Source organism: Variovorax sp. PBL-E5 (assembly GCF_901827185.1).
GTDB lineage: Bacteria > Pseudomonadota > Gammaproteobacteria > Burkholderiales > Burkholderiaceae_C > Variovorax.
In genome coordinates this window covers 3,532,125-3,556,350 of the sequence record NZ_LR594671.1, presented here as the reverse complement: position 1 = coordinate 3,556,350, position 24,226 = coordinate 3,532,125, and the positions used below count along the sequence as shown (strand labels likewise).

25 protein-coding genes are annotated in these 24,226 nt (G+C 68.9%); 12 read left to right on the top strand and 13 right to left on the bottom strand.

Annotated elements, in window-relative coordinates:
• Positions 1 to 2 precede the first annotated feature (2 nt).
• The gene (locus tag WDLP6_RS17290; RefSeq protein WP_232077098.1) at positions 3 to 1,442 is read left to right on the top strand and encodes an MATE family efflux transporter; all 1,440 of its coding nucleotides are present in this window, start codon (positions 3 to 5) and stop codon (positions 1,440 to 1,442) included.
• A gap of 25 nt (positions 1,443 to 1,467) precedes the next feature.
• Entirely contained in the window at positions 1,468 to 2,172 is a 705-nt protein-coding gene (locus WDLP6_RS17285; protein WP_162593341.1) for an SDR family oxidoreductase, read from the top strand.
• Positions 2,173 to 2,204: 32 nt separating this feature from the next.
• On the opposite strand, the gene folE is transcribed toward WDLP6_RS17285, so the two are convergent.
• From folE to WDLP6_RS17265, 4 genes are read right to left on the bottom strand one after another with little or no spacing between them, the layout of a single operon-like run.
• On the bottom strand, positions 2,205 to 2,945 hold the full coding sequence (gene folE, locus WDLP6_RS17280) for a GTP cyclohydrolase I (protein ID WP_162593340.1): 741 nt from the start codon (positions 2,943 to 2,945) through the stop codon (positions 2,205 to 2,207).
• An 8-nt stretch (positions 2,946 to 2,953) separates the two neighbouring features.
• Positions 2,954 to 3,346 (bottom strand): c-type cytochrome, encoded by a 393-nt coding sequence (locus WDLP6_RS17275; RefSeq protein WP_443083457.1) that lies wholly within the window; start codon positions 3,344 to 3,346, stop codon positions 2,954 to 2,956.
• A gap of 14 nt (positions 3,347 to 3,360) precedes the next feature.
• Positions 3,361 to 3,930 carry a ferritin-like domain-containing protein gene (locus tag WDLP6_RS17270; RefSeq protein ID WP_162568341.1) on the bottom strand — a complete coding sequence of 190 codons (570 nt, stop codon included), beginning with the start codon at positions 3,928 to 3,930 and terminating at the stop codon, positions 3,361 to 3,363.
• 32 nt (positions 3,931 to 3,962) lie between these two features.
• Positions 3,963 to 4,676: an RNA polymerase sigma factor gene (locus tag WDLP6_RS17265; protein WP_162593338.1), complete on the bottom strand. Its 714-nt coding sequence runs from the start codon at positions 4,674 to 4,676 to the stop codon at positions 3,963 to 3,965.
• Positions 4,677 to 4,871: 195 nt separating this feature from the next.
• Between WDLP6_RS17265 and WDLP6_RS17260 the strand changes: the two genes are divergently transcribed.
• Genes WDLP6_RS17260 through WDLP6_RS17240 form a run of 5 tightly spaced genes read left to right on the top strand, consistent with a single transcriptional unit; the run spans position 4,872 to position 10,418 of the window.
• On the top strand, positions 4,872 to 5,651 hold the full coding sequence (locus WDLP6_RS17260) for a class II aldolase/adducin family protein (protein WP_162593337.1): 780 nt from the start codon (positions 4,872 to 4,874) through the stop codon (positions 5,649 to 5,651).
• A 12-nt stretch (positions 5,652 to 5,663) separates the two neighbouring features.
• Positions 5,664 to 6,704 carry a branched-chain amino acid ABC transporter permease gene (locus tag WDLP6_RS17255; RefSeq protein ID WP_162593336.1) on the top strand — a complete coding sequence of 347 codons (1,041 nt, stop codon included), beginning with the start codon at positions 5,664 to 5,666 and terminating at the stop codon, positions 6,702 to 6,704.
• Positions 6,701 to 8,461 (top strand): branched-chain amino acid ABC transporter ATP-binding protein/permease, encoded by a 1,761-nt coding sequence (locus WDLP6_RS17250; protein WP_162593335.1) that lies wholly within the window; start codon positions 6,701 to 6,703, stop codon positions 8,459 to 8,461. Before WDLP6_RS17255 ends, WDLP6_RS17250 begins: the two co-directional genes overlap by 4 nt.
• A gap of 5 nt (positions 8,462 to 8,466) precedes the next feature.
• Entirely contained in the window at positions 8,467 to 9,210 is a 744-nt protein-coding gene (locus WDLP6_RS17245; RefSeq protein ID WP_162593334.1) for an ABC transporter ATP-binding protein, read from the top strand.
• Positions 9,211 to 9,269: 59 nt separating this feature from the next.
• Positions 9,270 to 10,418 (top strand): ABC transporter substrate-binding protein, encoded by a 1,149-nt coding sequence (locus WDLP6_RS17240; RefSeq protein ID WP_162593333.1) that lies wholly within the window; start codon positions 9,270 to 9,272, stop codon positions 10,416 to 10,418.
• A 40-nt stretch (positions 10,419 to 10,458) separates the two neighbouring features.
• Here WDLP6_RS17240 and WDLP6_RS17235 read toward each other — a convergent pair whose 3' ends face one another.
• The gene (locus tag WDLP6_RS17235) at positions 10,459 to 11,349 is read right to left on the bottom strand and encodes a LysR family transcriptional regulator (RefSeq protein ID WP_162593332.1); all 891 of its coding nucleotides are present in this window, start codon (positions 11,347 to 11,349) and stop codon (positions 10,459 to 10,461) included.
• Between the two features lie 99 nt (positions 11,350 to 11,448).
• Here WDLP6_RS17235 and WDLP6_RS17230 point away from each other — a divergent pair, with 99 nt between their 5' ends.
• Both WDLP6_RS17230 and WDLP6_RS17225 read left to right on the top strand, forming a co-directional pair.
• Positions 11,449 to 12,522 carry an aromatic ring-hydroxylating dioxygenase subunit alpha gene (locus tag WDLP6_RS17230; RefSeq protein ID WP_162593331.1) on the top strand — a complete coding sequence of 358 codons (1,074 nt, stop codon included), beginning with the start codon at positions 11,449 to 11,451 and terminating at the stop codon, positions 12,520 to 12,522.
• 11 nt (positions 12,523 to 12,533) lie between these two features.
• Positions 12,534 to 13,502 (top strand): PDR/VanB family oxidoreductase, encoded by a 969-nt coding sequence (locus tag WDLP6_RS17225; RefSeq protein ID WP_162593330.1) that lies wholly within the window; start codon positions 12,534 to 12,536, stop codon positions 13,500 to 13,502.
• 28 nt (positions 13,503 to 13,530) lie between these two features.
• Here WDLP6_RS17225 and WDLP6_RS17220 read toward each other — a convergent pair whose 3' ends face one another.
• From WDLP6_RS17220 to dctP, 4 genes are read right to left on the bottom strand one after another with little or no spacing between them, the layout of a single operon-like run.
• Positions 13,531 to 14,394, bottom strand: coding sequence for a DMT family transporter (locus WDLP6_RS17220; RefSeq protein ID WP_162593329.1), 864 nt, complete (start codon positions 14,392 to 14,394; stop codon positions 13,531 to 13,533).
• A gap of 22 nt (positions 14,395 to 14,416) precedes the next feature.
• Entirely contained in the window at positions 14,417 to 15,778 is a 1,362-nt protein-coding gene (locus WDLP6_RS17215; RefSeq protein ID WP_162593328.1) for a TRAP transporter large permease, read from the bottom strand.
• Positions 15,778 to 16,359 (bottom strand): TRAP transporter small permease, encoded by a 582-nt coding sequence (locus tag WDLP6_RS17210; protein WP_443083414.1) that lies wholly within the window; start codon positions 16,357 to 16,359, stop codon positions 15,778 to 15,780. The genes WDLP6_RS17215 and WDLP6_RS17210 overlap by 1 nt, the downstream gene beginning before the upstream one ends.
• Positions 16,356 to 17,375: a TRAP transporter substrate-binding protein DctP gene (dctP, locus tag WDLP6_RS17205; RefSeq protein ID WP_162593327.1), complete on the bottom strand. Its 1,020-nt coding sequence runs from the start codon at positions 17,373 to 17,375 to the stop codon at positions 16,356 to 16,358. Before dctP ends, WDLP6_RS17210 begins: the two co-directional genes overlap by 4 nt.
• 196 nt (positions 17,376 to 17,571) lie before the next feature.
• Between dctP and gnd the strand changes: the two genes are divergently transcribed.
• Together gnd and WDLP6_RS17195 are read left to right on the top strand one after the other, a co-directional pair.
• Positions 17,572 to 18,996, top strand: a complete 1,425-nt coding sequence (gnd, locus tag WDLP6_RS17200) for a decarboxylating NADP(+)-dependent phosphogluconate dehydrogenase (protein WP_162593326.1) — start codon at positions 17,572 to 17,574, stop codon at positions 18,994 to 18,996.
• A 116-nt stretch (positions 18,997 to 19,112) separates the two neighbouring features.
• Positions 19,113 to 19,622 carry a hypothetical protein gene (locus tag WDLP6_RS17195; protein ID WP_162593325.1) on the top strand — a complete coding sequence of 170 codons (510 nt, stop codon included), beginning with the start codon at positions 19,113 to 19,115 and terminating at the stop codon, positions 19,620 to 19,622.
• A gap of 3 nt (positions 19,623 to 19,625) precedes the next feature.
• Here WDLP6_RS17195 and selD read toward each other — a convergent pair whose 3' ends face one another.
• The gene (gene selD, locus WDLP6_RS17190; RefSeq protein WP_162593324.1) at positions 19,626 to 20,681 is read right to left on the bottom strand and encodes a selenide, water dikinase SelD; all 1,056 of its coding nucleotides are present in this window, start codon (positions 20,679 to 20,681) and stop codon (positions 19,626 to 19,628) included.
• A gap of 81 nt (positions 20,682 to 20,762) precedes the next feature.
• On the opposite strand from selD, the gene mnmH reads away from it, so the two are divergent.
• On the top strand, positions 20,763 to 21,827 hold the full coding sequence (gene mnmH / locus WDLP6_RS17185) for a tRNA 2-selenouridine(34) synthase MnmH (RefSeq protein WP_443083413.1): 1,065 nt from the start codon (positions 20,763 to 20,765) through the stop codon (positions 21,825 to 21,827).
• 19 nt (positions 21,828 to 21,846) lie between these two features.
• Here mnmH and WDLP6_RS17180 read toward each other — a convergent pair whose 3' ends face one another.
• The 3 genes from WDLP6_RS17180 to WDLP6_RS17170 are packed head-to-tail and all read right to left on the bottom strand — an operon-like array spanning position 21,847 to position 24,136.
• A complete protein-coding gene (locus WDLP6_RS17180; RefSeq protein ID WP_162593323.1) occupies positions 21,847 to 22,581 on the bottom strand; it encodes an aldolase in 735 nt (244 codons plus the stop codon).
• 17 nt (positions 22,582 to 22,598) lie between these two features.
• Positions 22,599 to 23,240, bottom strand: coding sequence for a 2-dehydro-3-deoxy-6-phosphogalactonate aldolase (locus WDLP6_RS17175; protein ID WP_162593322.1), 642 nt, complete (start codon positions 23,238 to 23,240; stop codon positions 22,599 to 22,601).
• Entirely contained in the window at positions 23,237 to 24,136 is a 900-nt protein-coding gene (locus WDLP6_RS17170) for a 2-dehydro-3-deoxygalactonokinase (RefSeq protein ID WP_162568313.1), read from the bottom strand. Before WDLP6_RS17170 ends, WDLP6_RS17175 begins: the two co-directional genes overlap by 4 nt.
• Positions 24,137 to 24,226 lie beyond the last annotated feature (90 nt).

The window sequence follows — 24,226 nt, the reverse complement described above, 5'->3', positions numbered from 1 at the left end:
AGATGCGCACTGCCATGCCCGCCACCGCATCGCCCGCCGATGGCGTCGATCCGCGCACCCGGCGCCTGCTCGAGGCGCCGATCGTCTCGACGCTGCTGCGGCTCGCCGCGCCCAACATCGTCGTCATGGTGGCGCAGGCCTCGGTCGGCCTGATCGAGACCTTCTACGTCGGCAAGCTCGGCATCGATGCGCTGGCCGGCATGGCGCTGGTGTTCCCGATCGTGATGCTGATGCAGATGACCTCGGCCGGCGCGATGGGCGGCGGCATCGCCTCGTCGATCGCGCGCGCGCTCGGCGCGCGCCGCCGCGACGATGCGGATGCGCTGGTGCTGCATGCGATCGCGATCGCGCTCGGCTTCGGGCTCCTGTTCATGCTTGCGCTGCTGGTCGGCGGACGCTGGCTCTATGCATCGATGGGCGGCACTGGCGCATCGCTCGCCGCGGCGGTGACCTACTCGAACGTGGTGTTCGCCGGCGCGGTGCTGGTCTGGCTCTTCAATTCGCTGGCGGCGGTGATCCGAGGCACCGGCAACATGTCGGTGCCGGCCAACGTGACGGTGGCCGGCGTGGTGCTGCTGATTCCGCTGTCGCCGCTGCTGATCTTCGGCTGGGGGCCGGTGCCGGGCCTGGGCATCGCGGGCGGCGCGGTGGCACTGCTGATCTACTACCTGGGCGGCACGATCGCGCTGTGGCTCTACCTGCGCTCGCGTCGCAGCCTGCTCAGGCCGGCGTGGTCCGGCGCGCGATTCCGGTGGCCGCTGTTCCGCGACATCCTCCAGGTCGGGCTGGTGGGCGCGGTGTCGACCCTGGCCACCAATGTCTCGATCGGCATCGCGACCGCGCTCGCGGGCCACTTCGGTCCCAACGCGATCGCCGGCTACGGCACCGCGGCGCGGCTCGAATACCTGATGGTGCCGCTGGTGTTCGGCCTCGGCGCGCCGCTGGTCGCGATGGTCGGCACCTGCATGGGCGCGGGGCAGCACGAGCGCGCGCTGCGCGCCACCTGGGCCGGCACGGCGCTGGCCTTCGTGCTGACCGAAACCATCGGGCTCGCGGCCGCGCTGTTCCCGCAGCCCTGGCTGCATCTGTTCGGCAGCGACGCGGCGATGCTCGATGCCGGCACGCAGTACCTGCGTACCGTCGGGCCGTTCTACGGTTTCTTCGGCATCGGGCTGGTGCTGTATTTCGCCTCGCAGGGCGCGGGCCGGCTGTTGTGGCCGGTGCTCGGCAACCTGGCCCGGCTCGCTGCCGCCGCGCTGGGCGGCTGGCTCGCGCTGCGCTGGGGTGGCGAGCTCGTGCACGTGTTCGTCGCGCAAGGTCTGGCGCTGGGGGTGTATGGCGTCGTCATCGCCTCGGCGATCGCCGGCGGCGCATGGTTCGGCCGGGTCGGCTGGCCGCGCACCACGCGCGGCCTGCTGCAGCGGCTGCAGCCTGCGTCCTGATTCCTCCTCTCATCGAAAGACCCTCATGAAAATCCAGGACTCCGTCGTCTTCATCACCGGCGCCAACCGCGGTCTCGGTCTCTCGTTCGCGCGCGCGGCGCTGGCAGCCGGCGCGAAGAAGGTCTACGCGGCGGCGCGGGATCCGAAGTCGGTCACGCTCGAAGGCGTGACGCCGATCGCGCTCGACGTCACGCAGCCCGAACAGGTGGCTGCGGCGGCGCGTGCCTGCGGCGATGTCACGCTGCTCGTCAACAACGCGGGCATCTCGCGCGGCGCGACCTTCCTCGGATCGCCGGACGCCTTCGAGGCCGCGCGCGCCGAGTTCGAAACCAACTTCTTCGGCACCTGGGCCATGAGCCGTGCGTTCGCGCCGGTGCTGGCGGTTCATGGCGGCGGCGCCATCGTCAACGTGCTGTCGGCGCTGAGCTGGCTCAGCCTGCCGACGGCCGCGACCTACAGCGCATCGAAGTCGGCCACCTGGTCGCTGAGCAACGGCCTGCGCAACGAGCTGCGCGGGCAGGGCACGCTGGTCACCAGCCTGCACGTGGCCTTCATGGACACCGACATGACGCGCGGCATCGCCGGCGACAAGGCCTCGCCCGACGCGGTGGCGAAGCTGACGCTGGCCGCGGTCGAGGCCGGGCAGGTCGAGGTGCTGGCCGATGCGACCACGCGCCACGTCAAGCAGGGACTGGTGGCCGAACCGCCGGCCTACACGCAGGCGCGCTGACGCAGGGGAGGGCCCGCGCAGCGCGAACGCGTTCAGTCGTCCCGGCTGCTCAACAGTGAAAGAAACTCGCGCCGCAGCGCCGCATCGTTCAGGAAGGCGCCGCGCATCACGCTGTTGGTCATCGAGGCCTCGGGGTCCTTCACGCCGCGCCAGCGCATGCAGAAGTGGTCCGAGCGCATCACCAGTGCGAGGCCGTCGGGCTTCACGCGGCGCTCCAGTTCGTCGGCCAGCATCATCACCGCCTCTTCCTGGATCTGCGGGCGGCTCAGGATCCAGTCGCAGATGCGGGCATGCTTCGAGAGGCCGATCAGGTTCGAGTGCTCATTGGGCAGGATGCCGATCCAGACCTTGCCCATGATCGGGCACAGATGGTGCGAGCAGGCGCTGCGCACCGAGATCGGGCCGACCACCATCAGCTGGTTCAGGCGCGAGGTGTTCGGAAATTCGGTGACCGCCGGCATCGGCACATAGCGGCCGCGGAACACCTCGGTCACGAACATGCGCGCCACACGCTCGGCCGTGCCGTTCGTGTTGTGGTCGTTCGCCGCATCGATCACGAGCGCGTCGAGCACCGCCTGCATCCGGTCGCGCACCTCGGCCTGCAGTTCGTCGAGCTCGCCCTCGCGGATCCATTCCGAGATGTTGTCGTTGGCATGGTGGCGCTGGCCGGCCTGCAGCAGGCGCGCGCGAATGCGCTCCGACACGCTCGGTGCGGCCGTCGCGGGCGCTTCGTCGCGAAAGACAGGGCCGGGGAAATCAGCCGTTCGAAGCATGGGAGCGATCAGTGTTTGGCCGACGAGGATGCCGCGCATTCCGGCGTGTCGTTGGCATGCTTGAGGTAGGCGATCAGGTCGGCGCGTTCCTGCGGGTCCGGCACGCCGTCGTAGGTCATCGCCGTGCCGGGCACCATGGCCAGCGGCTTGGCGAGGAATCTGTCGAGCGTCTTGTCGTTCCACACGATGTGCGAGTTCTTCATGGCCGGCGAATAGGCAAAGCCGGGGACGCTGCCGGCCAGCCGTCCGAACAGGCCGCAGTGATGCGGCCCGACCCGGTCGACGGCCAGCGCATGGCAGGCCTGGCAGCGCGCATACACCTGCTCGCCGCGCACCGCGTCGGCCGGCCCGAGTGCAAACGCGGGCGCAGCGACGCACAGGGCCAGCACGCTGGCCGTCAACACCCCACGCAACTTCACGACATGAAGGCCGAAGGAACCGGCGCTTCGCCGAGGGCCTGGCGCAGCACCGCCCAATGCATGGCTTCGTCGCCGAGGATGCTGGCCGCGGCCTTGGCGAGGTCGCGGTTGCCGAACAACGGCACGGCGCCCAGGTAGGCGCTCACGGCACCCTGTTCGAGCTTGGCCGCGAAGCGCAGCACGTCGGCCTGCGACTTCAGCTGGTCGGCCGGGAAGTGATAGTCGGCCTTTGCGATGACCGCCTTGCCGCCGAGCTTGGCGACCGTCTTGGCGAGCAGGTCGGCATGTTCCTTGTGGTGGCCCTGGAAGGTCACCGCGAGGTCGAGCACCGGCTTTTCGAGCAGCTTGCTTTCGGCGCCGAGCTGGTAGGCCGCGATGGCTTCGAGCTCCGCACCGAGCGCGGTGTTGAGAATCTGCACGTCATGGGCGCTGCCGCCGCCGGCCTTGGCCGCCAGCGCCTCGTTGCCGGCCAGCAGCGCGACTGCGGCGCCCGACAGCACGAGCCCGGACTTGCCGAGGAACAGGCGTCGCGCGGCGACGGGCGTGGGCATCTGAAAGAAGGACATGGTTGTTTTCCTCGTGGGTGAAATAAGGGGTATCAGGGGCGGGGGGATCCCCGCTCGGCGGAAAGCGTCGCCAGCACGCGCGCCACGATGCGATCGCAGCGCGCGCCGTCGAAAGAGAATGCGTCCCCGACCGCGAGGTCGAAGTCGCGCGACAGGCCTTCGCGCAGCAGGCTGCGGGCGCGGAAGAAGCGGGTGCGCACGGTGGCTTCGGGCAATTCCAGCGCGATGGCGGTTTCGGCGACGCTCATCTCCTGGACCGCGCGCAGCATGAACACGGTGCGGTACATGTCGGGCAGCCGGTCGATGCGGCGCTCCATCAGCTGGCGAATTTCTTCGCGCATGGCGAGTCGCTCCGGTTGGCGGTCGGGGTCGTCCGCGACCGAGGACTCGGCGGACTCGCCGCTCGAATCGATGGCGGTATCGAGCGGGATCACCTGCGCGCCGCGGCGGCGCAGGCGCCCGAGCGATTCGTTGATGACGATGCGCGCCAGCCAGGTCGAAAGCCGCGCGTCCTCGCGGAAGCTGCCGATCGCGCGCCAGGCGCTCAGGTAGGCGTCCTGCAGCGCGTCCTCGGTCTCCTCGTCGGTCTTGAGAATGCTGCGCGCGGTGCGGAACAGCAACTGGTTGTGGCGCCGCATGATGCACTCGAAGGCCGGCGTGTCGCCGCCGGCAGCGCGGCGCGCGAGTTCGAGGTCCGAGGCATTGCCCGGATCGGCGGTGGTGGGTTGGGGGGCGGCGTTGTGCATGGCTTGTTTCGCCATTAGATGGCACGCCCGTTCGCCGCGTTTCAGTTATTTCCCGATTGGCCAGGAATCCGAACAGTTTGTTCGGCCGCAGGTGATTTATCGAACGCACCCGCTTGACTAAGCTGGGCCCGGCATTTCACAGACGGTCGGGACTTTCGCCCAAGAGCCGTCGCGTTCAGAGGAGACCTCGCTTTCATGCAAACAGACATCGTGGGCCAGGCCCAGGCGCTGTGCCCCGAGGGCATGCACCCCCAGGAATGGCAGGCGCGCGTCGAGCTCGCGGCGTGCTACCGCGTCTTCGACCAGCTGGGTTGGACCGAGCTGGTGTTCAATCACATCACGGTGCGGTTGCCCGGCGACCGGCCCGCCTTCCTGATCAATCCTTTCGGCCTCAACTACGAAGAGGTCAGCGCGCGCAACCTCGTCAAGGTCGGCCACGACGGCGTGCCGCTCGAGCCGACGCCGCACCATGTCAATCGCGCGGGCTTCGTGATCCACAGCGCCGTGCATGCGGCGCGGCCCGACGCGCATTGCGTGATGCACACCCACACCACGGCTGGCATGGCGATCGCGTGCAAGCGCGAGGGCCTGGGGCATGACGACTTCTACGGCGCCGAGCTGTTCGGCGACGTGGCCTATCACGATTTCGAGGGCATCACCGTGCACGACGACGAAGGCCCGCGCCTGGTCGCGAGCCTGGGCGCCAGGCGCGTGATGATCCTGCGCAACCACGGCATGCTGGTCACCGGCGGCAATGTCTTCAATGCCTTCCGCTGGATGTGGACGCTGCAGCGCGCCTGCGAGGTGCAGGTGATGGCCGACAGCCTGCGCGGCCCCAACGTGCCGCTCACCGACGAGGTGCGCGTCGCCTGCGCGCGCGACGCCCGCGCCTTCGAGCCGAAGGAGGCGCTGGAACGCATGCTGTTCACCAGCGTCCTGCGGCGCGGCCGCATCGACGCGGCCTCGCTGGTCTGACGCGGCCGGCCCATGGACCTGTCCATCGCCGGCATCCTGCTGCTCGACGGCAGCAGCAACGGCGCGATCTATGCACTTCTCGCGCTGGCCATCGTGCTGGTGTTCGCGGTCACGCGCGTGATCCTGGTGCCGCAGGGCGAGTTCGCCACCTACGGTGCACTGACGCTCGCCATGCTGCAGCTCGGCCGCGTGCCGGGCACGGTCTGGCTGCTGCTGGCGCTGGCGCTCGGGGTGTCGGCGCTCGACGGCGTCGACGCGCTGCGCCATCGCCGCAGCGCGGCCCGCGTGGCCAGCGCTTTCCTCCAGCCGCTCGCGGTGCCGCTGCCGGTGGTGCTGATCAGCCTCTGGGCCGCGGCGCAGCAGATGCCGCTGATGCTGCAGAGCCTGCTGACGCTGGCCATCGTCACGCCGCTCGGGCCGCTGCTGTACCGCGTGGCCTACGAGAAGGTCGCCGACGCGAGCGTGCTGGTGCTGCTGATCGTCTCGGTCGGCGTGCACTTCGCGATGACCGGGCTCGGCCTCGGCTTCTTCGGCGCCGAGGGCTTTCGCGCACCGAGCTTCTGGGACACGGACTTTCGCTTCGGCGCCGTGCTGCTGTCGGGGCAGGCGGTGATCATCTTCATGGTCTCGATCGCGCTGATGGTCGGTCTCTGGCTCTTCTTCGAGCGCACCTTGCGCGGCAAGGCGCTGCGCGCGACGGCCGTCAACCGGCTGGGCGCGCGGCTGATGGGCATCTCGACGGTCGGTGCCGGCCGGCTGAGCTTCACGCTCGCCGCCTTCATCGGCGCGCTGGCCGGCCTGCTGATCGCACCGACCACCACGATGGCCTACGACACCGGCTTCCTGATCGGCCTGAAGGGCTTCGTCGCCGCGATCTTCGGCGGCCTCGCGAGCTATCCGGGCGCCGCGCTCGGTGCGCTCTTCGTCGGCCTGCTGGAATCCTTCGGCTCCTTCTGGGCCAGCTCCTTCAAGGAAGTGATCGTGTTCACGCTGATCCTGCCGGTGCTGCTGTGGCGCAGCTTCAAGCATGGGCCGGACGAGGAGGAGGAATGACCTTGCGTCGCGTCGTCCTCCTGCTGTTCGTGCTCGCGCTGGCACTCTTGCCGCAATTGCCCGTGCCCGAGTTCTGGATCACGCAGGCCAACTACATCGGCCTCTACACGCTGGTCGCGATCGGGCTCGTGCTGCTCACGGGCGTGGCCGGGCTGATCTCGTTCGGCCAGTCGGCCTTTGTCGGTCTCGGTGCCTATACGGCGGCGTATCTCGCACTCAAGTACGGCCTGTCGCCGTGGCTCACGCTGGCAGCAGGCCTCGCGGTGACCGCAGTGGGTGCGCTGATTCTCGGCTGGGTGACGCTGCGCATGTCGGGCCATTACCTGCCGCTCGCCACCATCGCCTGGTGCCTGAGTCTTTACTACCTGCTCGGCAACCTGGATGCACTGGGCAAGTTCGACGGGCTGACCGGCGTGCCCCTGGTCAGCATCTTCGGCTTCCCGCTGGAGAACCGCAGGCACTTCTTCTACCTGCTGTGGGCGCTGGTGATCGTGGCCGCGGTGATGACCACGCACCTGCTCGACTCGCGCATGGGCCGCGCGTTGCGCGCGGTGCGCAACGGCACCACCATGGCCGAGGCGATGGGGGTCGACACCTTCCGCGTGAAGGTGATGGCCTTCGTGCTGGCGGCGCTGCTGGCGAGCGTGTCGGGCTGGCTGTTCGCGTACTTCCAGCGCACGGTCAACCCGTCGCCCTTCGGCCTGAACATGGGTATCGAGTACCTCTTCATGGCGGTGGTCGGCGGCGTCGGCCATGTGTGGGGCGCGCTGGCCGGTGCGGCCGTGGTGAAGATCCTCGAAGACCAGCTGCAGCAATGGATGCCGCGCCTGCTCGGCGTGACCAACAACTACGAAACGGTGCTGTTCGGCGCGTTGCTGGTCGTGGCGCTGCGCTATGGGCGCGATGGCCTCTGGGCCGCGGTCGAGGCGCGGCTGCCGCGCCTGCAACGCCGGCGCGACTGGGCCGATGCGCCGCCGCTGCCCGCGCGCGAGCGGCCGGCACGCGGCGAGGTGGTGCTCGATGCGCGCGCCGTGCGCAAGCAGTTCGGCGGGCTGGTGGCCGTCAACGACGTCAGCCTGCAGGTGCGCGCCGGCGAGATCCTCGGGCTGATCGGCCCCAACGGCGCCGGCAAGTCCACCACCTTCAACCTGCTGACCGGCGTGCTGCGGCTGAGCTCCGGCGAGATCAGCCTGTGCGGTGCGCCGATCCGCGGCCTGCCGTCGCGCGAGATCGCGCGGCGCGGCGTGGCGCGCACCTTCCAGCACGTGAAGATGCTGCCCGGCATGACGGTGCTCGAAAACGTGGCGCTCGGCGCTCACCTGCGCGGCCATGCGGGCCCGCTCGGCGCGATGCTGCGGCTGGACCGCGCGGAGGAACGTCGCCTCTTCCGCGAGGCCGAGCTGCAACTGCGCCGCATCGGCATCGCCGACTGCATGCACGAGCAGGCCGGCAATCTCGCGATGGGCCAGCAGCGGCTGATGGAGATCGCGCGCGCGTTGTGCGCCGACCCGATCCTGCTGCTGCTCGACGAACCCGCGGCCGGCCTGCGCCACAAGGAGAAGCGGGCACTGGCCGATGTGCTGCGGCAATTGCGCAGCGAGGGGCTGAGCATCCTGCTGGTCGAACACGACATGGACCTCGTGATGGACGTGACCGACCGCATCGTGGTGATGGAGTTCGGCACCAAGCTGACCGAAGGCACGCCGGCGGAGGTGCAGGCCGACCCCGCCGTTCGCACGGCCTACCTGGGCACTTGATGAGCATGACGACAGACACCTCTCGCGAGATGCTCCGGGTCAGCGACCTGCACGCCGGCTACGGCCGCGCCGAAGTGCTGCACGGCCTCGACCTGCGCGCCGATGCGGGACGCGTGGTCACCGTCATCGGCCCCAACGGCGCGGGCAAGTCGACGCTGCTGAAGGCGCTGATGGGCGTGGTGCCGATGCGCGGCGAGGTGCGCCACGACGGTGAGCCGATCGGCGAGCTGCCGCTCGAAGAACGCGTGATGCGCGGCATCGCGCTGGTGCCCGAGACGCGCGCGCTGTTCGGCAGCATGCCGGTGGAAGACAACCTGCGCCTGGGCGCATGGCGGCAGCGGCATCAGGGCCGCGCCGGAATGGACGAGGCGCTCGACAAGGTCTACGCGCTGTTCCCGCGCCTCAAGGAGCGCCGCGTGCAGCTCGCCGGCACGCTGTCGGGCGGCGAGCGGCAGATGCTCGCGCTCGGCCGCGCGCTGATGTCGGAGCCCGCGCTGCTGATGCTCGACGAACCCAGCCTCGGCCTCGCGCCGCTGGTGGTGCAGGAGATGTTCCGCACCATCGACAGCCTGCGCGCCACCGGCGTCACGCTGCTGCTGGTCGAGCAGAACGCACGCGCCGCGCTCGCGGTCGCCGACTACGGCTATGTGCTCGAGATGGGCGAGATCGTGCTCGAAGGGCCGGCCGCCGAGCTGGCCGGCGATCCGCGCGTGGTCGAGACCTACCTCGGCACCGTGGCGGCGCGTTGAACGCCATCGTCTCAGACCCCAGTTTTTCCCCGCGTTTCAATCCAAAAGGAGACATCACCATGACATCGATCCCCAAGCTGGCAGCCCTCGCGGCCGCGATGGCCTTCGCGCTCGCCGCGCACGCCGACATCAACGTCGGCGTGATGGTCTCGACCACCGGCCCCGGCGCGACGCTCGGCATTCCGGAGGCCAACACCACCAGGCTCTGGCCCACCGAGATCGCGGGGCAGAAGCTCAACGTCACGATCCTCAACGACGAATCCGACACCACGACCGCGGCCAAGAACGCGACCAAGCTGACATCGGAGAACAAGGTCGACGTGATCGTCGGCCCCTCGCTCACGCCGACCTCGCTGTCGGCACTCGACATTGCAGCGCAGGCCAGGACGCCGATGATCTCGCTGGCCGGCGGCGGCGCCATCATCGACCCGCCGGACGGTCCGCGCCGCTGGGCCTTCCGCATGGCACCGCCCGAATCGATCGCGGTCAGCCTCGCGCTCGATCACATGGTGGCGCAGGGCGTGAAGAAGGTCGGCGTGATCGCGCTGGCCACCAGCTTCGGCGAGGGCTACACCAAGACGCTGGAGAAGATGGCACCGGCCAAGGGCATTCAGGTGGTGGCCGTCGAGCGCTACAACCAGACCGACACCTCGGTCACCTCGCAGACGCTGCGCCTGCTGTCGGCGCAGCCCGATGCGGTGTACGTGATGAGCTCGGGCACGCCGGGCGCGCTGCCGCCGATCGAATTGTCCAAGCGCGGCTTCAAGGGGCCGATCTATCAGACGCAAGGCGTGGCCAACGCGGAGTTCCTGCGTGTCGGCGGCAAGGGCGTGGAGGGCGGCTACATGACGGTCGGGCCGGTGCTGGTGGCCGAGCAGCTGCCGGATTCGTCGGTGCTGAAGAAGCCCGCGCTCGACTACGTCAAGCGCTACGAGGCAGCGAACGGCGCCGGCTCGCGTTCGCTCTTCGGTGCTTCGGCATGGACGGCCGTGATGTGGCTCGAAGCCGCGGTGCCGCAGGCGCTGAAGAAGGCCAAGCCCGGGACGGTGGAGTTTCGGACGGCGCTGCGCGATGCGCTGGAATCGATGAAGGAGGTGGTCACGCCCGAGGCTGTGTTCAGCATGAGCGAGACCAATCACAACGGATCGGATCAGCGGTCGCAGGTGCTGGTGCGGATCGTGGACGGCGCCTGGAAGTTGCAGAAGTAGAAGGGCTTTCTTTTTTCTTTCCGGGAGAGGGCGCAAAGCCTCAGATCTCGATCCCGGCCTGCTCGCCCAGCGCATCCAGGAACATCCGCACCTTCGCCGGCATCAGCCGCTTTCCCGGCAGCAACGCATAGACCCGCAGCGGCGCACAGGTGTAGTTGGTCAGCAGCCGCCGCAGCTTGCCCGCCCGCACCGCCTGTTCGCAGAAGGTCGCGGTGATGCGCGCCACCCCGAGCCCCGCGATGGCCGCCTGCAGCCGCACGTCGGCGTTGCCGCTGTTGAGGCGCGAGGTCGGCGTCGGCACGGCCTCGCTGGTGCCGTCGGCGGCGGTGAAGGTCCACTTGGTGTCGGCCGAGCCGCACAGGAGCGGCAGCGAACTCAGATCCTGCGGCAGCACGGGCTCGCCCAGGCGCTGCAGCAATTCGGGCGAAGCGAACACGCCGCGTTCGAGCGTGAACATGCGCCGCTGCACCACGCTCGATGCCGGCAGCCCGGCGTCGAGCATCGCGAACGCAATGTCGTAGCGGTGCTCCAGCGGATTGACCGCGTGGTGCTCGACATCGATGCGGACCTTGAGCTGCGGATAGCGCGCCATCAGGCTGCAGGCGACCGGGCCGATGTGATGGGCGCCGAACTCGTAGGGCGTCGCGATGCGCAGCGTGCCGGCCACCACCTCGCCCTGGGCCAGCGCGTCGGTGCGGGCCTCGCGCAGGCCGGTGAAGAGCACGCCGATGCTCTGGTAGAGCGTCTCGCCGGGCTCGGTGAGGCGCACCTGGCGCGTGGTGCGCTCGAGCAGGCGCGTGCCCAGTTCGGTCTCCAGCCGGCCGATCGATGCGCTCACGGTCGACTTGGGGCGGTCCATCGCGCGTGCCGCGGCCGAGAAGCCGCCGTGTTCGATGACGTGGCAGAACACGTCGTAGTCATCCCAGTTCATGGCGTCATTGTCCAGCGATCCGAACAGTTTGTTCGGCCCCGGGTGATTTATCGCGCGCACCCGCATCGCTAAGCTGAAAGCCCATTGAGGAGACCTTCCATGACGACAGACACCGATGACATCTTCCTGAAGAACTGCTGGTACGTGGCCGCGTGGGACCACGAGCTGATCGACGGCACCAGGCTCGCACGCACCCTCCTCGAGAAGCCGGTCGTGATCTACAAGGGCGAGAGCGGCAAGGTCGTGGCGCTGGACGACCGTTGCTGCCATCGCGGCGCGCCGTTGTCGATGGGCCGCATCGAAGGCGACTGCATCCGCTGCATGTACCACGGCATGAAGTTCGAGCCCTCGGGCAAGTGCATCCAGATCCCGGGACAGGACATGATCCCGCCGAAGCTCGGCGTGAGGAGCTATCCGGTGGTCGAGCGCGACCATCTGGTGTGGATCTGGATGGGCGATGCGGACAAGGCCGACCCTGCGCTCATCATCGACTACCCGCCGCTGCACGAGCCGGGCTGGAAGGGCCTGCCCGCGTACATGCATTACGACGCCAACTGGCTCCTGATCGTCGACAACCTGAGCGACTTCGCGCACCTGGCTTTCGTCCACACCAAGACGCTCGGCGGCTCGGAGGAATACGCCTACCAGACCAAGCCGCTGAACATCGAGCGCCTGCCCAACGGCTTTCGCGTCGAGCGCTGGCACATGAACAGCGACTCGCCGCCCTTCCACCAGAAGGTGATCCCCGACAAGACGGCCAAGGTCGACCGCCGCAACATCGGCCACATGCACGTGCCCGGCATCTTCTTCCTCGAATCGATGTTCGCGCCCGCGGGCACCGGCGCCGAGAAGGGCCACATCGACGGCGCGCGGCAGTACCGCAACTGCCAGTTCATGACGCCCGAGACGCGCCGCAGCACGCACTTCTTCTGGAACTACCTGCACAACTTCGACCTCGACGATCCCAACATCGCGCTGTCGCTGTGCAACAGCCTGCGCGAGGGCTTCATGGAGGACAAGGCCATCATCGAGGCGCAGCAGAAGCTGTTCGACCGCGACCCGGATCTCAAGCTGCTGGCGATCGCCGCCGATGCGCCGCTGTCGCACTTCCGCTGGACGCTGAGCCAGCGGCTGCAGGAAGAGCGCAGCCCGTCGGCGCCCGTCGCGGCCTGATGGCATCGGCGATGCCCGCGCTGTCCAACGGCCGGCAGCTGCTGCAGGTCACCGATGTCCAGGCCGAGGCGCGCGACGTGGTGCTGGTCGAGCTCAAGGCGCCGGACGGCGCGGCGCTGCCGCCCTTCGAGCCCGGCGCGCACCTCGAGATCGATCTGCCGAACGGCCTGGTGCGCCACTACTCGCTGACCAACGACTGGCGCGAGCGCGACCGCTACGTGGTCGGCGTCGGCCGCGCGGCCAACGGGCGCGGCGGCTCGGCCTTCGTGCACCAGTCGGTGCGCCGCGGCATGCCGCTGGCGGTGAGCGCGCCGCGCAACAACTTCGCGCTCGATCCGAAGGCCGACAGCTACCTGTTCATCGCCGGCGGCATCGGCGTGACGCCGATGATGGCGATGATCCGCTGGTGCGAGGCGCAGGCCAGGCCGTGGCGGCTGGTCTATGCGGCGCGCAACGGTCAGCGCACCGCCTTCTACGAAACGCTGCGTGCATACGGTGAGCGCGTGCACTTCCACTTCGACGACCTCGCGGGCACGGTGCTCGACGTGCGCGAATGGCTGGCGGGCGAGGGCGCCGGCGAGCACGTCTACTGCTGCGGGCCGCAGCCGTTGATGCAGGCGGTGCAGGACCATGCCGCGCACCGGCCGGCATCGCGGGTGCATTTCGAATACTTCACCGCGCCCGCCACACCGGCCGCTGATGCGGTGCCGGCCGGTGCCTTCCGCGTCGAGCTGCGGCGCAGTGGCAAATCGCTGACCGTGCCCGCGGACCGCAGCATTCTCGAAGTGCTGGAAGCCGATGGCATGAACCTGCCTTTCTCATGCCGTGAAGGTCTGTGCGGCACCTGCGAGACGGCGGTCTGCGAAGGCCAGGTCGAGCACCGCGACTATGTGCTGTCGCAGGAACAGCGGGATGCGGGCAAGTCGATGATGATCTGCGTCTCGCGGGCGTTGTCGCCGGTGCTGGTGCTCGATCTGTAGCGGGTACGTCAGCGCGGGGTGAATGCCGCTACGTCCGCGCCTTGCCCGTCAACACCAATGCAATCCCGCCGAGAATCATCACGCACGCCACCGCCAGCCGAGGCGTGATCGCTTCCGACAGAAAGAGCACGCCGCCGAACGCCGCGATCAACGGCACCGACAACTGCAGCGTCGCGGCCCGCATCGCGGACAGCCGCGGCAGCGCCGCATACCAGATCACGTAGCCGATGCCGGAGCTGAGGGCGCCGGATGCGATGGCCAGCGCGATGCCGGCGCGATCGGCATGCGCGCCGGCGGCGAAGACGATGCTCAGCACGAGCGCGAAGGGCGCGGCGCGCACGAAGTTCCGTGCGGTCGCCGCCAGCGGATCGGCCACGCCGCGCCCGAGCAGCGAGTAGACGCCCCAGGCCACGCCGGCGATCGCCATCCACGCGGCGCCCAGCAGCGGCGGCGCGGCGATGCCGGGCGACACCAGGTAGGCCAGCCCCGCGATCGCCAGCACCAGGCCGAACCATCCGGCCGGCCCGAAGCGTTCGCCGGCGCGCAGGCCGGCGCCGAGCATCGTGACCTGAACCGCGCCGAACAGGATCAGCGCGCCGGTGCCCGCGGGCAGGCTGACATAGGCGAAGGAGAAGAACGCGACGTAGGCGAACAGCATGGCCGCGGCGAGCCAGCTCGCGCGGCCGGAGGGCGGTGCCGATCGAAGGCGCACGACGACGGCCAGCGTGATCGCGCCCGAGACCAGCCGGATGCTGCCGAAGCTCGCCGGATCGATGCCGCCATGCTGCAGCGCGAGCCGGCACAGCAGCGAGTTGGCGGCGAAGGCGAGCATCGCGGCCGTCGCGAGAACGAGGGTTCGCAGCAGGGGGAAGGGGTCGTGCGCGGCGGCCATGCGCGATTGTGGACGCGTCGGTTCAGGACGTGCCCGGCACCGGCCCCATCACGAGATCCGGCAGCACGGTCGAGATGCCCGGGAAGATGCAGATCAGCACCACCGCCAGCAGCATCAGCACCACGAAGGGCAGCACGCCCCAGACGATGTCCGAGAGCGGGATGTCGGGCGCGATGTTCTTGATGACGAAGAGGTTGAGGCCGACCGGCGGATGGATCAGGCCGGTCTCCATCACGATCGTCATCAGCACGCCGAACCAGATCAGATCGAAGCCGGCCGACTTCAGCGGCGGCAGGAAGATCGGTGCCGTCATCAGGATGATGCTGACCGGCGGCAGGAAGAAGCCCAGCACGATCACCAGCACCAGGATCGCGGCCAGCAGCACCCACTTCGACGAATGCAGCCCGACGATCCATTGCGCGGTCGACTGGCTGATGTGCAGGTAGCTCATCACGTACGAGAACAGGAGCGACATGCCGATGATGAACATCAGCATGGTCGATTCCTTGAGCGTCTGGCCGAGGATCGGCGCCAGGTCGCGCACGCGCCAGACGCCGTAGATCGCGGCGATCAGCACCAGCGCCAGCAGGCCGCCGAGGCCGGCCGTCTCCGAGGGCGTCGCGAAGCCGCCGTAGAGCGCGACCATCACGCCGATCAAGAGCAGCACGAAGGGCACCACGCGCGGCAGCATCTCGAATTTCTGGCGCAGCGTGAAGTGCTCGTCGTCGAGCAGCGCCGAGGCCGTGCCGTCGCGCTCGAAGGCGAGCACGGCGCGGCGATGTTCCTTGCGGTAGTTGACGACGGCGTAGGCCGCGAACAGCGACACCAGCAGCAGCCCCGGTCCGATGCCGGCCAGGAACAGGCGCCCGAGCGACTGCTCGGCCGCGACCGCGTACAGGATCATCGTGATCGAGGGCGGCAGCAGGATGCCGAGCGTGCCGCCGGCCGCGATGATGCCGGCCGCGAAGCCGGGCGAGTAGCCGCGCTTGCGCATCTCGGGGATGCCGGCGCTGCCGATGGCCGAGCAGGTGGCGGGGCTCGAGCCGGCCATGGCCGCGAACAGCGCGCAGGCGAAGACATTGGCGATGCCCAGGCCGCCCGGCACCTTGTGCATCCACACGTGCATCGCCGCATACAGGTCCTGGCCGGCGCGGGATCGCCCGATCGCCGCGCCCTTGAGGATGAACAGCGGAATCGACAGCAGCGTGATGCTGGACATCTCCTCGTAGACATTCTGCGTCACCGTGTCGAGCGAGGAGGCCGGCATGAAGAAAGCCATGAACAGCACCGCGACGCCGCCGAGCGCGAACGCGATCGGTGCGCCCGAGAACATCACGAACAGGGTGACGGCGCCGAACAGGAGCCCGAGCGAAAGCATCGACATCAGAGCGCCCGTGCCTTGCCCGAAAGGCGGTTGATGCTCGCGCAGGCCTGCACCAGCAGCTGCAATGTGAGCAGCGTCATGCCGATCGACATCAGCCCGTAGGGAATCCACAGCGGCGGCGCCCACGACGAGGACGTGGTCTGGCCGTCGACCCAGGCCTCGTGCAGCAGGGTCCACGACTTCCACGCGAAGAAGGCGCAGAAGGCGAGGCAGAACACATCGACCAGCGCCATGCGCAAACGGTTCGCGGCGACCGGCAGCACGCCGACCACGGCCTCGATGCCGATGTGGCCGCGGATCGACTGCACGAAGGCGCCGCAGGTGAAGGTCGCGCCGACCAGCAGGAACACGGCCGCCTCGTCCTGCCAGTCGGTCGAGGCCCTGAGGAAGTAGCGCGAGACCACGCTGGTGGTCAGCACCACCGACGCGGCCAGCAGCGCGACCATGCCGATGCCCATCAGCACGCGGTTGAGCGCATGCAGCGCGCGCGCCAGCGGCATCAGCATGCGCGGCGTCGCGGGGTCGATCGCATCAGCGCCGAGGCCGGCCGGCGCGGGCCGGCGTTCGACGCCCGCACTCACAGGAGCTTCTGCGCAGCCGCCATCAGCGCCTTGCAGGAATCGTTGTGCGCGGCGTAGTCCTTCCATGCGGTGTCGCGCGCGATCGCCTGCCATTTGCGCATCGTGGGCTCGTCGAGATCGAACACCTTGGCGCCGGCCTTGGTGTAGACATCGGCCGCGATCTTGTCGTCGGCGCGCGCGGCATCGGTGGCGAATTTTTCCTGCGCGGCGCCGGCGGCCACGATGATGTCCTGCTGCGCCTTGGGCAGCCTGGCGAAGATGTCCTTGGACATCAACAGCGGCTCGAACATGAACCAGTAGGCCTTGTTGCGCCCGGTCGTGAGGTTCTTGGCGATCTCCTCGAGCTTGAAGGAGATGAAGCTGGTGGAGGAGGTCATCGCCGCGTCCATCGCGCCGGTCTGCATCGCGGCGTAGATCTCGTTGGAGGGCAGCGAGATCACCGAGGCGCCGGCCGCCTTGAGCATCATGTCCATCTCGCGGCTGCCGCCGCGCACCTTCTGGCCCTTGGCATCTTCGGGCGCCACCAGCGGCGCGGCGCGGCTGGCCACGCCGCCGGCCTGCCAGATCCAGCTCAGCACGATGATGCCCTTGTCGTCGAGCATCTTGGTGAGCAGCTTGCCGACCTCGCCGGTCTTCCATGCCGCGCCGACCTCGTAGCTCGGCACCAGGGCCGGCATCAGGCCGATGTTGGTCTCGGGGACTTCGCCGCCCGCGTACGAAAGCGGCACCAGGCCGATGTCGAGCGCGCCCTTGCGCAGCGCCGAGAACTGCGAGTTGGTCTTCATCAGCGAGGAGCCGGGATAGACCACGCCCTTGAGCGCGCCGTTGCTCTGCTTCTCGATGTCGGCCGCGAAGCGCCGGCACAGGCGGTCGCGGAAATCGCCTTCGGTGAGCGTGCCGCCGGGGAACTGGTGCGAGATCTTCAGGCTGCCGGCCTGTGCCCACGCCATCGGCGCGAGCGGCGCCATGGTTGCGGCCGCACCGGCCCACAGGATCTTGCGTCGGTTGTTGTCCATGCTTGTTTCCTTGATGGCGCCGCAGAGGCGCGATGCACCGCACGCTCGGGCGGGCAGGGGTGCGTGACACCATAGCAAGCTACGGACACGCTGGCTCTCATGGGTATCCCTGAGGTGTCGCATCGCCCGGCCGTGCCCGGCACAATGGACGCCTCCTTCAACCCACAGCGCGAGCTGCCGCCGCGCGCAACGAACCATGACCGCAAAGAAGAGCGACTTCGGATTGATCGGCCTGGCCGTGATGGGCCAGAACCTGGTGCTGAACGTGGAGAGCCGCGGCTTCCAGGTCAGCGTGTTCAACCGCACCACGGCGACCACGGACGAATTCGTCGCGAAGCATCCGGGCAAGCAGCTGGTCGGCTGCGACACGCTGGAGGACTTCGTGCAGAGCCTCGCGCGGCCGCGCAAGATCCAGATCATGGTCAAGGCCGGCGCGCCGGTGGACCAGGTGATCGAGCAGCTGATCCCGCTCTTGGAGAAGGACGACATCGTCATCGATGGCGGCAACAGCCTCTACACCGACACCGAGCGCCGCGATGCCTACCTCGCGAGCAAGGGCCTGCGCTTCGTCGGCGCCGGCGTGTCGGGCGGCGAGGAGGGCGCGCGCAAGGGGCCGGCGATCATGCCGGGCGGCCCGCTCTCGACCTGGGAGGTGATGAAGCCGATCTTCGAGAGCATCGCGGCCAAGGTCGACGGCCAGCCCTGCGTGATCCACATCGGTCCCGGCGGTGCGGGCCACTACGTGAAGATGATCCACAACGGCATCGAGTACGGCGACATGCAGCTCATCTGCGAGGCCTACAGCCTGTTTCAGGCGGCCGGTTTCACGACCGACGAGATGGCGGCCATCTTCAACGAATGGAACGAGGGCGAGCTGCAGAGCTACCTGATCCAGATCACCGGCAAGGCGCTCGAACAGAAGGATCCGCAGACCGGCCGCCCGCTGGTCGACATGATCCTGGACAAGGCCGGCCAGAAGGGCACCGGCCAATGGACGCTGATCAACGCGGCCGAGAATGCGGTCGTCATCAGCACCATCAATGCCGCCGTCGAGGCGCGCGTGCTGTCGTCGCAGAAGAAGCAGCGCGTCGCGGCCAGCAAGGTGCTGCAGGGGCCGAAGCCCGCGCTCGACGGCGTGAAGAAAGAGCTGGTCGCCAAGGTGCACGATGCGCTCTACGCGTCGAAGGTCATCAGCTACACGCAGGGCTTCGATCTCATCAAGACCATGGGCGAGAAGAAGAACTGGGGCCTCGACTTCGGCGGCATCGCGTCGATCTGGCGCGGCGGCTGCATCATCCGCGCGCGCTTCCTCAACCGCATCACCGAGGCCTACCGCAAGCAGCCGGCGCTGGCCAACCTGATGCTCGACCCCTTCTTCAAGGAGCTGCTGAACCGCACCCAGCAGAGCTGGCGCGAGGTGGTGGCGCTGGCCGTCTCCAACGGCATTCCGGTGCCGGCCTTCAGCGCCTCGCTGGCCTACTACGACAGCTACCGTGCCGAGCGCCTGCCGGCCAACCTGCTGCAGGCGCAGCGCGACTTCTTCGGCGCCCACACCTACGAGCGCATCGACCAGCCCGAAGGAAAATTCTTCCACACCGAGTGGCCGGAGGTGATCGGCTGAAGCGGTGCCGCGCCGGCGGCGATGCCCCTCTTCCGGCCTAAGCCACAAGTGCAGCGGACAAAAGGCCGCATCGCCCACATACTTTTACAAGCGCATTGTGGGCAAAGGCCAGGGCCGTGGACACGAAGAAACTCCTTGCGGTGGTGGAAGTTGCACAGAGCAAGCGTTTCGCCTGCCAGGCCCCGGGCTGCGGCCGCACGGTCTTCCGGCGGCTCCATGTCGTCAGCCAGGACGGGGCGCTGTTCGTGGTCGGCGTCGGCTGCTACCAGAAGCTCTTCCATGGCAACGTTCGCGACTGGCCGCTGTACGGCAGCCCGAACGGACGCCCGCTCAGCGAGCGCGAATACCTGCTGCTGGCGAAGGACCCGGCCCGCCTGATCGCGCGCTTCGAGGCGGAACGGGCCGCCGGCGAGCGCGCTGCGGTCGCGCCTCGCAGTCGCCGCCCGGTGCAGCCGCGCGCGCAGATTCCGCGGCCGCCCTCCGAAGCGAGGCGGCGCTTCGGCGCCCAGGCCGAACGGGAGGTCGAAGCGAAGTACGGCCTGCGTTCGGCGCTGAAGGGCTGGCGTTCGCTGGTTGACTTGCGCATCCGGGAGCTCGCGGACCGCGCCGCGGCGGAAGGCCGCTGAGGCTCAGCGTGCGGTAAAGCCGAGGGTCGTGCCAGCGTCGGTCGGCGCGCCGAGTTCGCCGATCGCCGCGGCATCCCGGAACCCGGCCGCACGGAACGCGCCGAGCACGGACGCCAGTGCATCCGGGCTGCAACTCACCAGCAGGCCGCCGCTGGTCTGAGGATCGCTCAGCAGCGCGCGCTGCCATTCCTGCGCGCCCGCAGGCCACCGGACCTGGTCGCCATACGCATGCCAGTTGCGCGCCGAGGCGCCGGTCACGATGCCCTGCCTGGCGAAGTCGACGGCACGCGCGATCATCGGCAAGTCCGCGAGGCGCAGTTCGGCCGAGAGCTTCGAACCTCGGCAGACCTCGAGCAGGTGCCCGGCCAGCCCGAAGCCGGTCACATCGGTCATCGCATGCACGCCCCCGATGCCGGCGAGTTCGATGCCGACCCGGTTGAGCTGCGTGGTGTGGCGGATCATCTCGGCATAGCCGGCCGCATCGAGCACGCCCTTCTTGAGCGCCGCCGACAGGATGCCGACACCGAGCGGCTTGCCGAGCACGAGCAGGTCGCCGGCGCGTGCATCCGCATTGCGCCGCACGTGCTGAGGATGCACCAGGCCCAGCCCGACCAGGCCGTAGATCGGTTCGAGCACGTCGATGCTGTGACCGCCCGCGATCGGGATGCCCGCTTCGCGGCAGATGCTGGCACCGCCTTCGAGCACGCGGCCGATGACCTCCGGCGGCAGCTTGGCGATCGGCATGCCGACCAGCGCCAGCGCCATGATCGGCGTGCCGCCCATCGCATAGATGTCCGACAGCGCATTGGCCGCGGCGATGCGGCCGAAGTCGTGCGGGTCGTCGACGATGGGCGTGAAGAAGTCGGTGGTCGCGACCAGGGCCTGGCTGTCGTTGAGCCGGTAGACCGCGGCATCGTCGCTGGTCTCGGTGCCGACCAGCAGTTCGGGCGGCACCAGGCCTTGCGGCGCGCGTGCCAAAATCTCCGCCAGCAGGCCGGGTGCGATCTTGCAGCCGCAACCGCCGCCATGCGAGAACTGTGTGAGAGCGATGGATTCCATGAAGATGAGCTTTCGGGTGTCGTGCGGGGCTGACCGGAATTGTGCCTGCCAGGGCGGTTCGGCGCAGCCGCGCGCATCGGCATGTCGGTGACGCATCGCCCGCCGGTCCGCGTGGCCGATCGGCATGCCTTCGACACGTTGATCGACGCGCGCTCGCCGGCCGAGTTCGCGCTCGACCACATCCCGGGCGCGATCAACTGCCCGGTGCTCGACGACGACGAGCGCCGGATCGTCGGCACGATCTACAAGCAGCAGGGCGCCTTCGAGGCGCGGCGCGTGGGTGGGGCGATGGTGGCGGCGAACCTGGCCCGCCATCTGCGCGAGCGCTTCGCGGACCGGCCCGCCAATTGGAAGCCGCTGGTGTATTGCTGGCGCGGCGGCCTGCGCAGCGGCTCGATGGTCACATGGCTGCGGCTGGTCGGCTGGGATGCGCAGCAACTGGCCGGCGGCTACAAGAGCTTTCGCCACCATGTGCTGGCGCAGATCGAAGCGCTCTCTCCGCAACTGAAATTGCAGGTGCTTTGCGGTGCGACGGGCAGCGCGAAGACGCGCATCCTCGCGCAGCTGGCCGCGCGTGGCGAACAGGTGCTGGACCTGGAAGACTGCGCGAGCCACAAGGGCTCGCTGCTCGGCGCGTTGCCGGGCATTGCGCAGCCTTCGCAGAAGCGCTTCGAGACGCGCATCGCCAGCGTGCTCGAATCGCTCGATGTTTCGCGCACGCTCTATGTCGAAGGCGAGAGCGCGCGCATCGGGCGCCTCTCGGTGCCGCTGCCGCTGGTGGCGCGCATGCGCGCGGCACCCTGTGTCGAAGTGGTGGCTACGCCCGAGGCGCGGCTTGCCTACCTGCTGCGCGACTATGCCTACCTGGGCGACGATCGCGAAGCGCTCGCCAGCCAGCTGGGCATGCTCAAGGAATTGCAGGGCAAGGAGACGGTGCAGCGCTGGCAGGCATGGGCGCGCACGGGCGACCTGCCGCATCTGTTCGCCGAGTTGATGGCGCTGCACTACGACCCGCACTACGAGCGCTCGCAGGCGCGTCATTTCCAGGCATGGCCTGCGCGTCTGCGCGTGGACGCACCCGATCTGTCTGATCAAGGCATCGCTGCCGCGGCCGATGCGGTGCGGTCCGTGGTCGGCGGGGTCTGAAGGCGCAGCGCGGCGCCGCTCAGCGCGGCGCCGGCACCAGGCGCCGCAGCGCCTCGAAGAACAGGTCCGACTGCTCGCGCTCGCCCTGGATCTGCGCGCCCACGCGCGCTGCGAGTTCGGCATCGACCGGCGCCAGCGGCCGGCCGGTGGATTGCGCGATCACCTGGTGCAGGCAGGCGCGTTCGAGGTAGTAGAGATCGTCGTAGGCATGCGCGATGTTCGCGCCGGCCACGATCACGCCGTGATTGGCGAGGAAGGCGATGTCCTTGCCGATCATCGCGCCGGCGATGCGCTCGCCTTCGCGATCGTCGAGCGCGAGTCCGTTGTATGCGGCGTCGATCGCGATGCGGTTCATGAAGCGCATCGCGTTCTGGCTCAGCGTCGGGTCGAGCGCGCGATCGGCCGTGAGCGTGAGCGCGGTCGCATAGGGCATGTGGCAGTGCAGCACCACCGCATGGCCGGTGAGGCGATGCACCGCGCCATGGATGAACAGCGCCGTGGGTTCGACGCGGTGCCGGCCGGCGAGCACCTCGCCGTGCACGTCGATCAGCACGATGTCGTCCGCTCCGATCTCGCTCCAGTGCAGGCCGCGCGGGTTGATCAGGTAGCGGTCCTGCGCACCGGGCAGCGCGACGCTGAAATGGTTGCACACGCCTTCGGACAGGCCGTGGTGCGAGGCCGCGCGCAGCGCCAGCGCAAGGTCTTCGCGCAGGGCGCGCACGCGGGGGCTGGCGTATTGGGATTCGGCGGACATGGTGACGACCTCGCGCATCAGCTGCGCACGCTGCCGTGGAACGCGGCGACGAATTCCATCGCCGCTTCGCGCACCGCCGTTGCGCTCTTGCCCGGCTTGTAGAGCGCCGAGCCGATGCCGAAGCCGGCCGCGCCTGCCGCGCGCCAGTCGCCCATGTTGTGCGGCGTGATGCCGCCGACCGGCATCAGCGGCGTGCCCGGCGGCAGCACTGCGAGCAGCGCCTTCACCACCGCCGGCGTCGCCAGCTCGGCCGGGAACAGCTTGAGTCCGGTGGCACCGGCCGCGAGCGCGCCGAAAGCTTCTGTCGGCGTCATCACGCCAGGCAGCACGACGAGGCCGAGCCGCTTCGCTTCGGCGATGACCTCGACATCGAAGTTGGGCGACACGATCAGCTCGCCGCCGGCCGCATGCACCTCGCGCACCTGCCGTGCATCGAGCACCGTGCCGGCGCCGACCAGCGCAGCCGGAAAGCGCTCGTGCAGCCGCGCGATGCTCTCGAGCGGCTGCGGCGAATTGAGCGGCACCTCGAGCAGCCGGAAGCCGGCGCCGACGATCGCATCGCCGACGGCCAGCGCTTCGGGCGGCGTCAGGCCGCGCAGGATGGCGACCAGCGGCAGTTGCCGCATGGCCTCGGAGAACTTGTCGAAGGGGGTGGTCATGGTCGGATTCTGTTCGATGGGATGAACGCCGAGAGCGCATGCAGCCCGGCCCAGGTGGCCTCGGCGCCGAGCGTGCGTGCGCTGCCGCCGGAGGCACGCAGTGCCAGCAGGTAGCGCTCGGTCAGCGCGGGCGCGCCGACCAGCACCAGCTCGCCGCCTGCATGCGTGGATTGCGTGCGCAACTCCTCGCCGATCAGCAGGCCGGAGAGATAGCTCGACAGCTCGCCGGCCGACATGCGCTCGAACAAGGCGAGGGTGCGCGCGCCGAATGCGTTGTGCAGCAGGCCCTGGCCGTTGTCGGCCTGCGTCACGCCCTGCAGGAATGCGGCTTCGTCGAGCGGTGCCTGCACGTCGAGCGTGCGCGCGAGGATCGAATGCCGGCTCAGCAGCGCATAGAACTCGCCGGTCATGAAGGTGCGGAAACCCGTCACGCGGCCCTTCTTCACCGTGGCCCACTTGTTGTGCGTGCCGGGCAGCACGAACAGGCCGTCGGCAAGGCCTGTGATCGCCATGGCGCCGAGGATCTGCACCTCTTCGCCGCGCATCACGTCGGGCACGCCGTCGTGCATGTCGCTGAGGCCCGGCACGATCGCGATGCGGCCCGGCACGATGTCGACGATCCGGCTGCCGACCTCGACCCGGCCGGCCGGGCAGGGGCAGTAGGGCGCCTCGACCCAGCCCTGCTGGCTGCCGGCCATGCCGGAGATCAGGCACAAGCGGCCGGCGGGCTGCATCCAGTCGCCGAACAAGGACTCGAACACGGCGGGGAATTCGCCGGCCGGCACGCTGAGGATGCCGCGCGCATGGTGGCGTTCCTCGACCACGCGGCCCTTGCCATCGAGCAGCGCGCCGCGCAATGAACTCGTGCCCCAATCGATGGCGACCAGCGATGTCAATCCGATGTCTCCATGGTTGTGAAATCGCACCGCGACGAATCAGGGTTTGTCCTGCCGAGGCCGAATTTCAATCATCATATGATAAGCCGC

Coding starts and splice junctions, on each gene's coding strand:
- WDLP6_RS17290 (WP_232077098.1), top strand. CDS start 3: ATGCGCACTGCCATGCCCGCCACCGCATCGCCCGCCGATGGCGTCGAT.
- WDLP6_RS17285 (WP_162593341.1), top strand. CDS start 1,468: ATGAAAATCCAGGACTCCGTCGTCTTCATCACCGGCGCCAACCGCGGT.
- folE (WP_162593340.1), bottom strand. CDS start 2,945: ATGCTTCGAACGGCTGATTTCCCCGGCCCTGTCTTTCGCGACGAAGCG.
- WDLP6_RS17270 (WP_162568341.1), bottom strand. CDS start 3,930: ATGTCCTTCTTTCAGATGCCCACGCCCGTCGCCGCGCGACGCCTGTTC.
- WDLP6_RS17265 (WP_162593338.1), bottom strand. CDS start 4,676: ATGCACAACGCCGCCCCCCAACCCACCACCGCCGATCCGGGCAATGCC.
- WDLP6_RS17260 (WP_162593337.1), top strand. CDS start 4,872: ATGCAAACAGACATCGTGGGCCAGGCCCAGGCGCTGTGCCCCGAGGGC.
- WDLP6_RS17255 (WP_162593336.1), top strand. CDS start 5,664: ATGGACCTGTCCATCGCCGGCATCCTGCTGCTCGACGGCAGCAGCAAC.
- WDLP6_RS17250 (WP_162593335.1), top strand. CDS start 6,701: ATGACCTTGCGTCGCGTCGTCCTCCTGCTGTTCGTGCTCGCGCTGGCA.
- WDLP6_RS17245 (WP_162593334.1), top strand. CDS start 8,467: ATGACGACAGACACCTCTCGCGAGATGCTCCGGGTCAGCGACCTGCAC.
- WDLP6_RS17240 (WP_162593333.1), top strand. CDS start 9,270: ATGACATCGATCCCCAAGCTGGCAGCCCTCGCGGCCGCGATGGCCTTC.
- WDLP6_RS17235 (WP_162593332.1), bottom strand. CDS start 11,349: ATGAACTGGGATGACTACGACGTGTTCTGCCACGTCATCGAACACGGC.
- WDLP6_RS17230 (WP_162593331.1), top strand. CDS start 11,449: ATGACGACAGACACCGATGACATCTTCCTGAAGAACTGCTGGTACGTG.
- WDLP6_RS17225 (WP_162593330.1), top strand. CDS start 12,534: ATGCCCGCGCTGTCCAACGGCCGGCAGCTGCTGCAGGTCACCGATGTC.
- WDLP6_RS17220 (WP_162593329.1), bottom strand. CDS start 14,394: ATGGCCGCCGCGCACGACCCCTTCCCCCTGCTGCGAACCCTCGTTCTC.
- WDLP6_RS17215 (WP_162593328.1), bottom strand. CDS start 15,778: ATGTCGATGCTTTCGCTCGGGCTCCTGTTCGGCGCCGTCACCCTGTTC.
- dctP (WP_162593327.1), bottom strand. CDS start 17,375: ATGGACAACAACCGACGCAAGATCCTGTGGGCCGGTGCGGCCGCAACC.
- gnd (WP_162593326.1), top strand. CDS start 17,572: ATGACCGCAAAGAAGAGCGACTTCGGATTGATCGGCCTGGCCGTGATG.
- selD (WP_162593324.1), bottom strand. CDS start 20,681: ATGGAATCCATCGCTCTCACACAGTTCTCGCATGGCGGCGGTTGCGGC.
- mnmH (WP_443083413.1), top strand. CDS start 20,763: ATGTCGGTGACGCATCGCCCGCCGGTCCGCGTGGCCGATCGGCATGCC.
- WDLP6_RS17180 (WP_162593323.1), bottom strand. CDS start 22,581: ATGTCCGCCGAATCCCAATACGCCAGCCCCCGCGTGCGCGCCCTGCGC.
- WDLP6_RS17175 (WP_162593322.1), bottom strand. CDS start 23,240: ATGACCACCCCCTTCGACAAGTTCTCCGAGGCCATGCGGCAACTGCCG.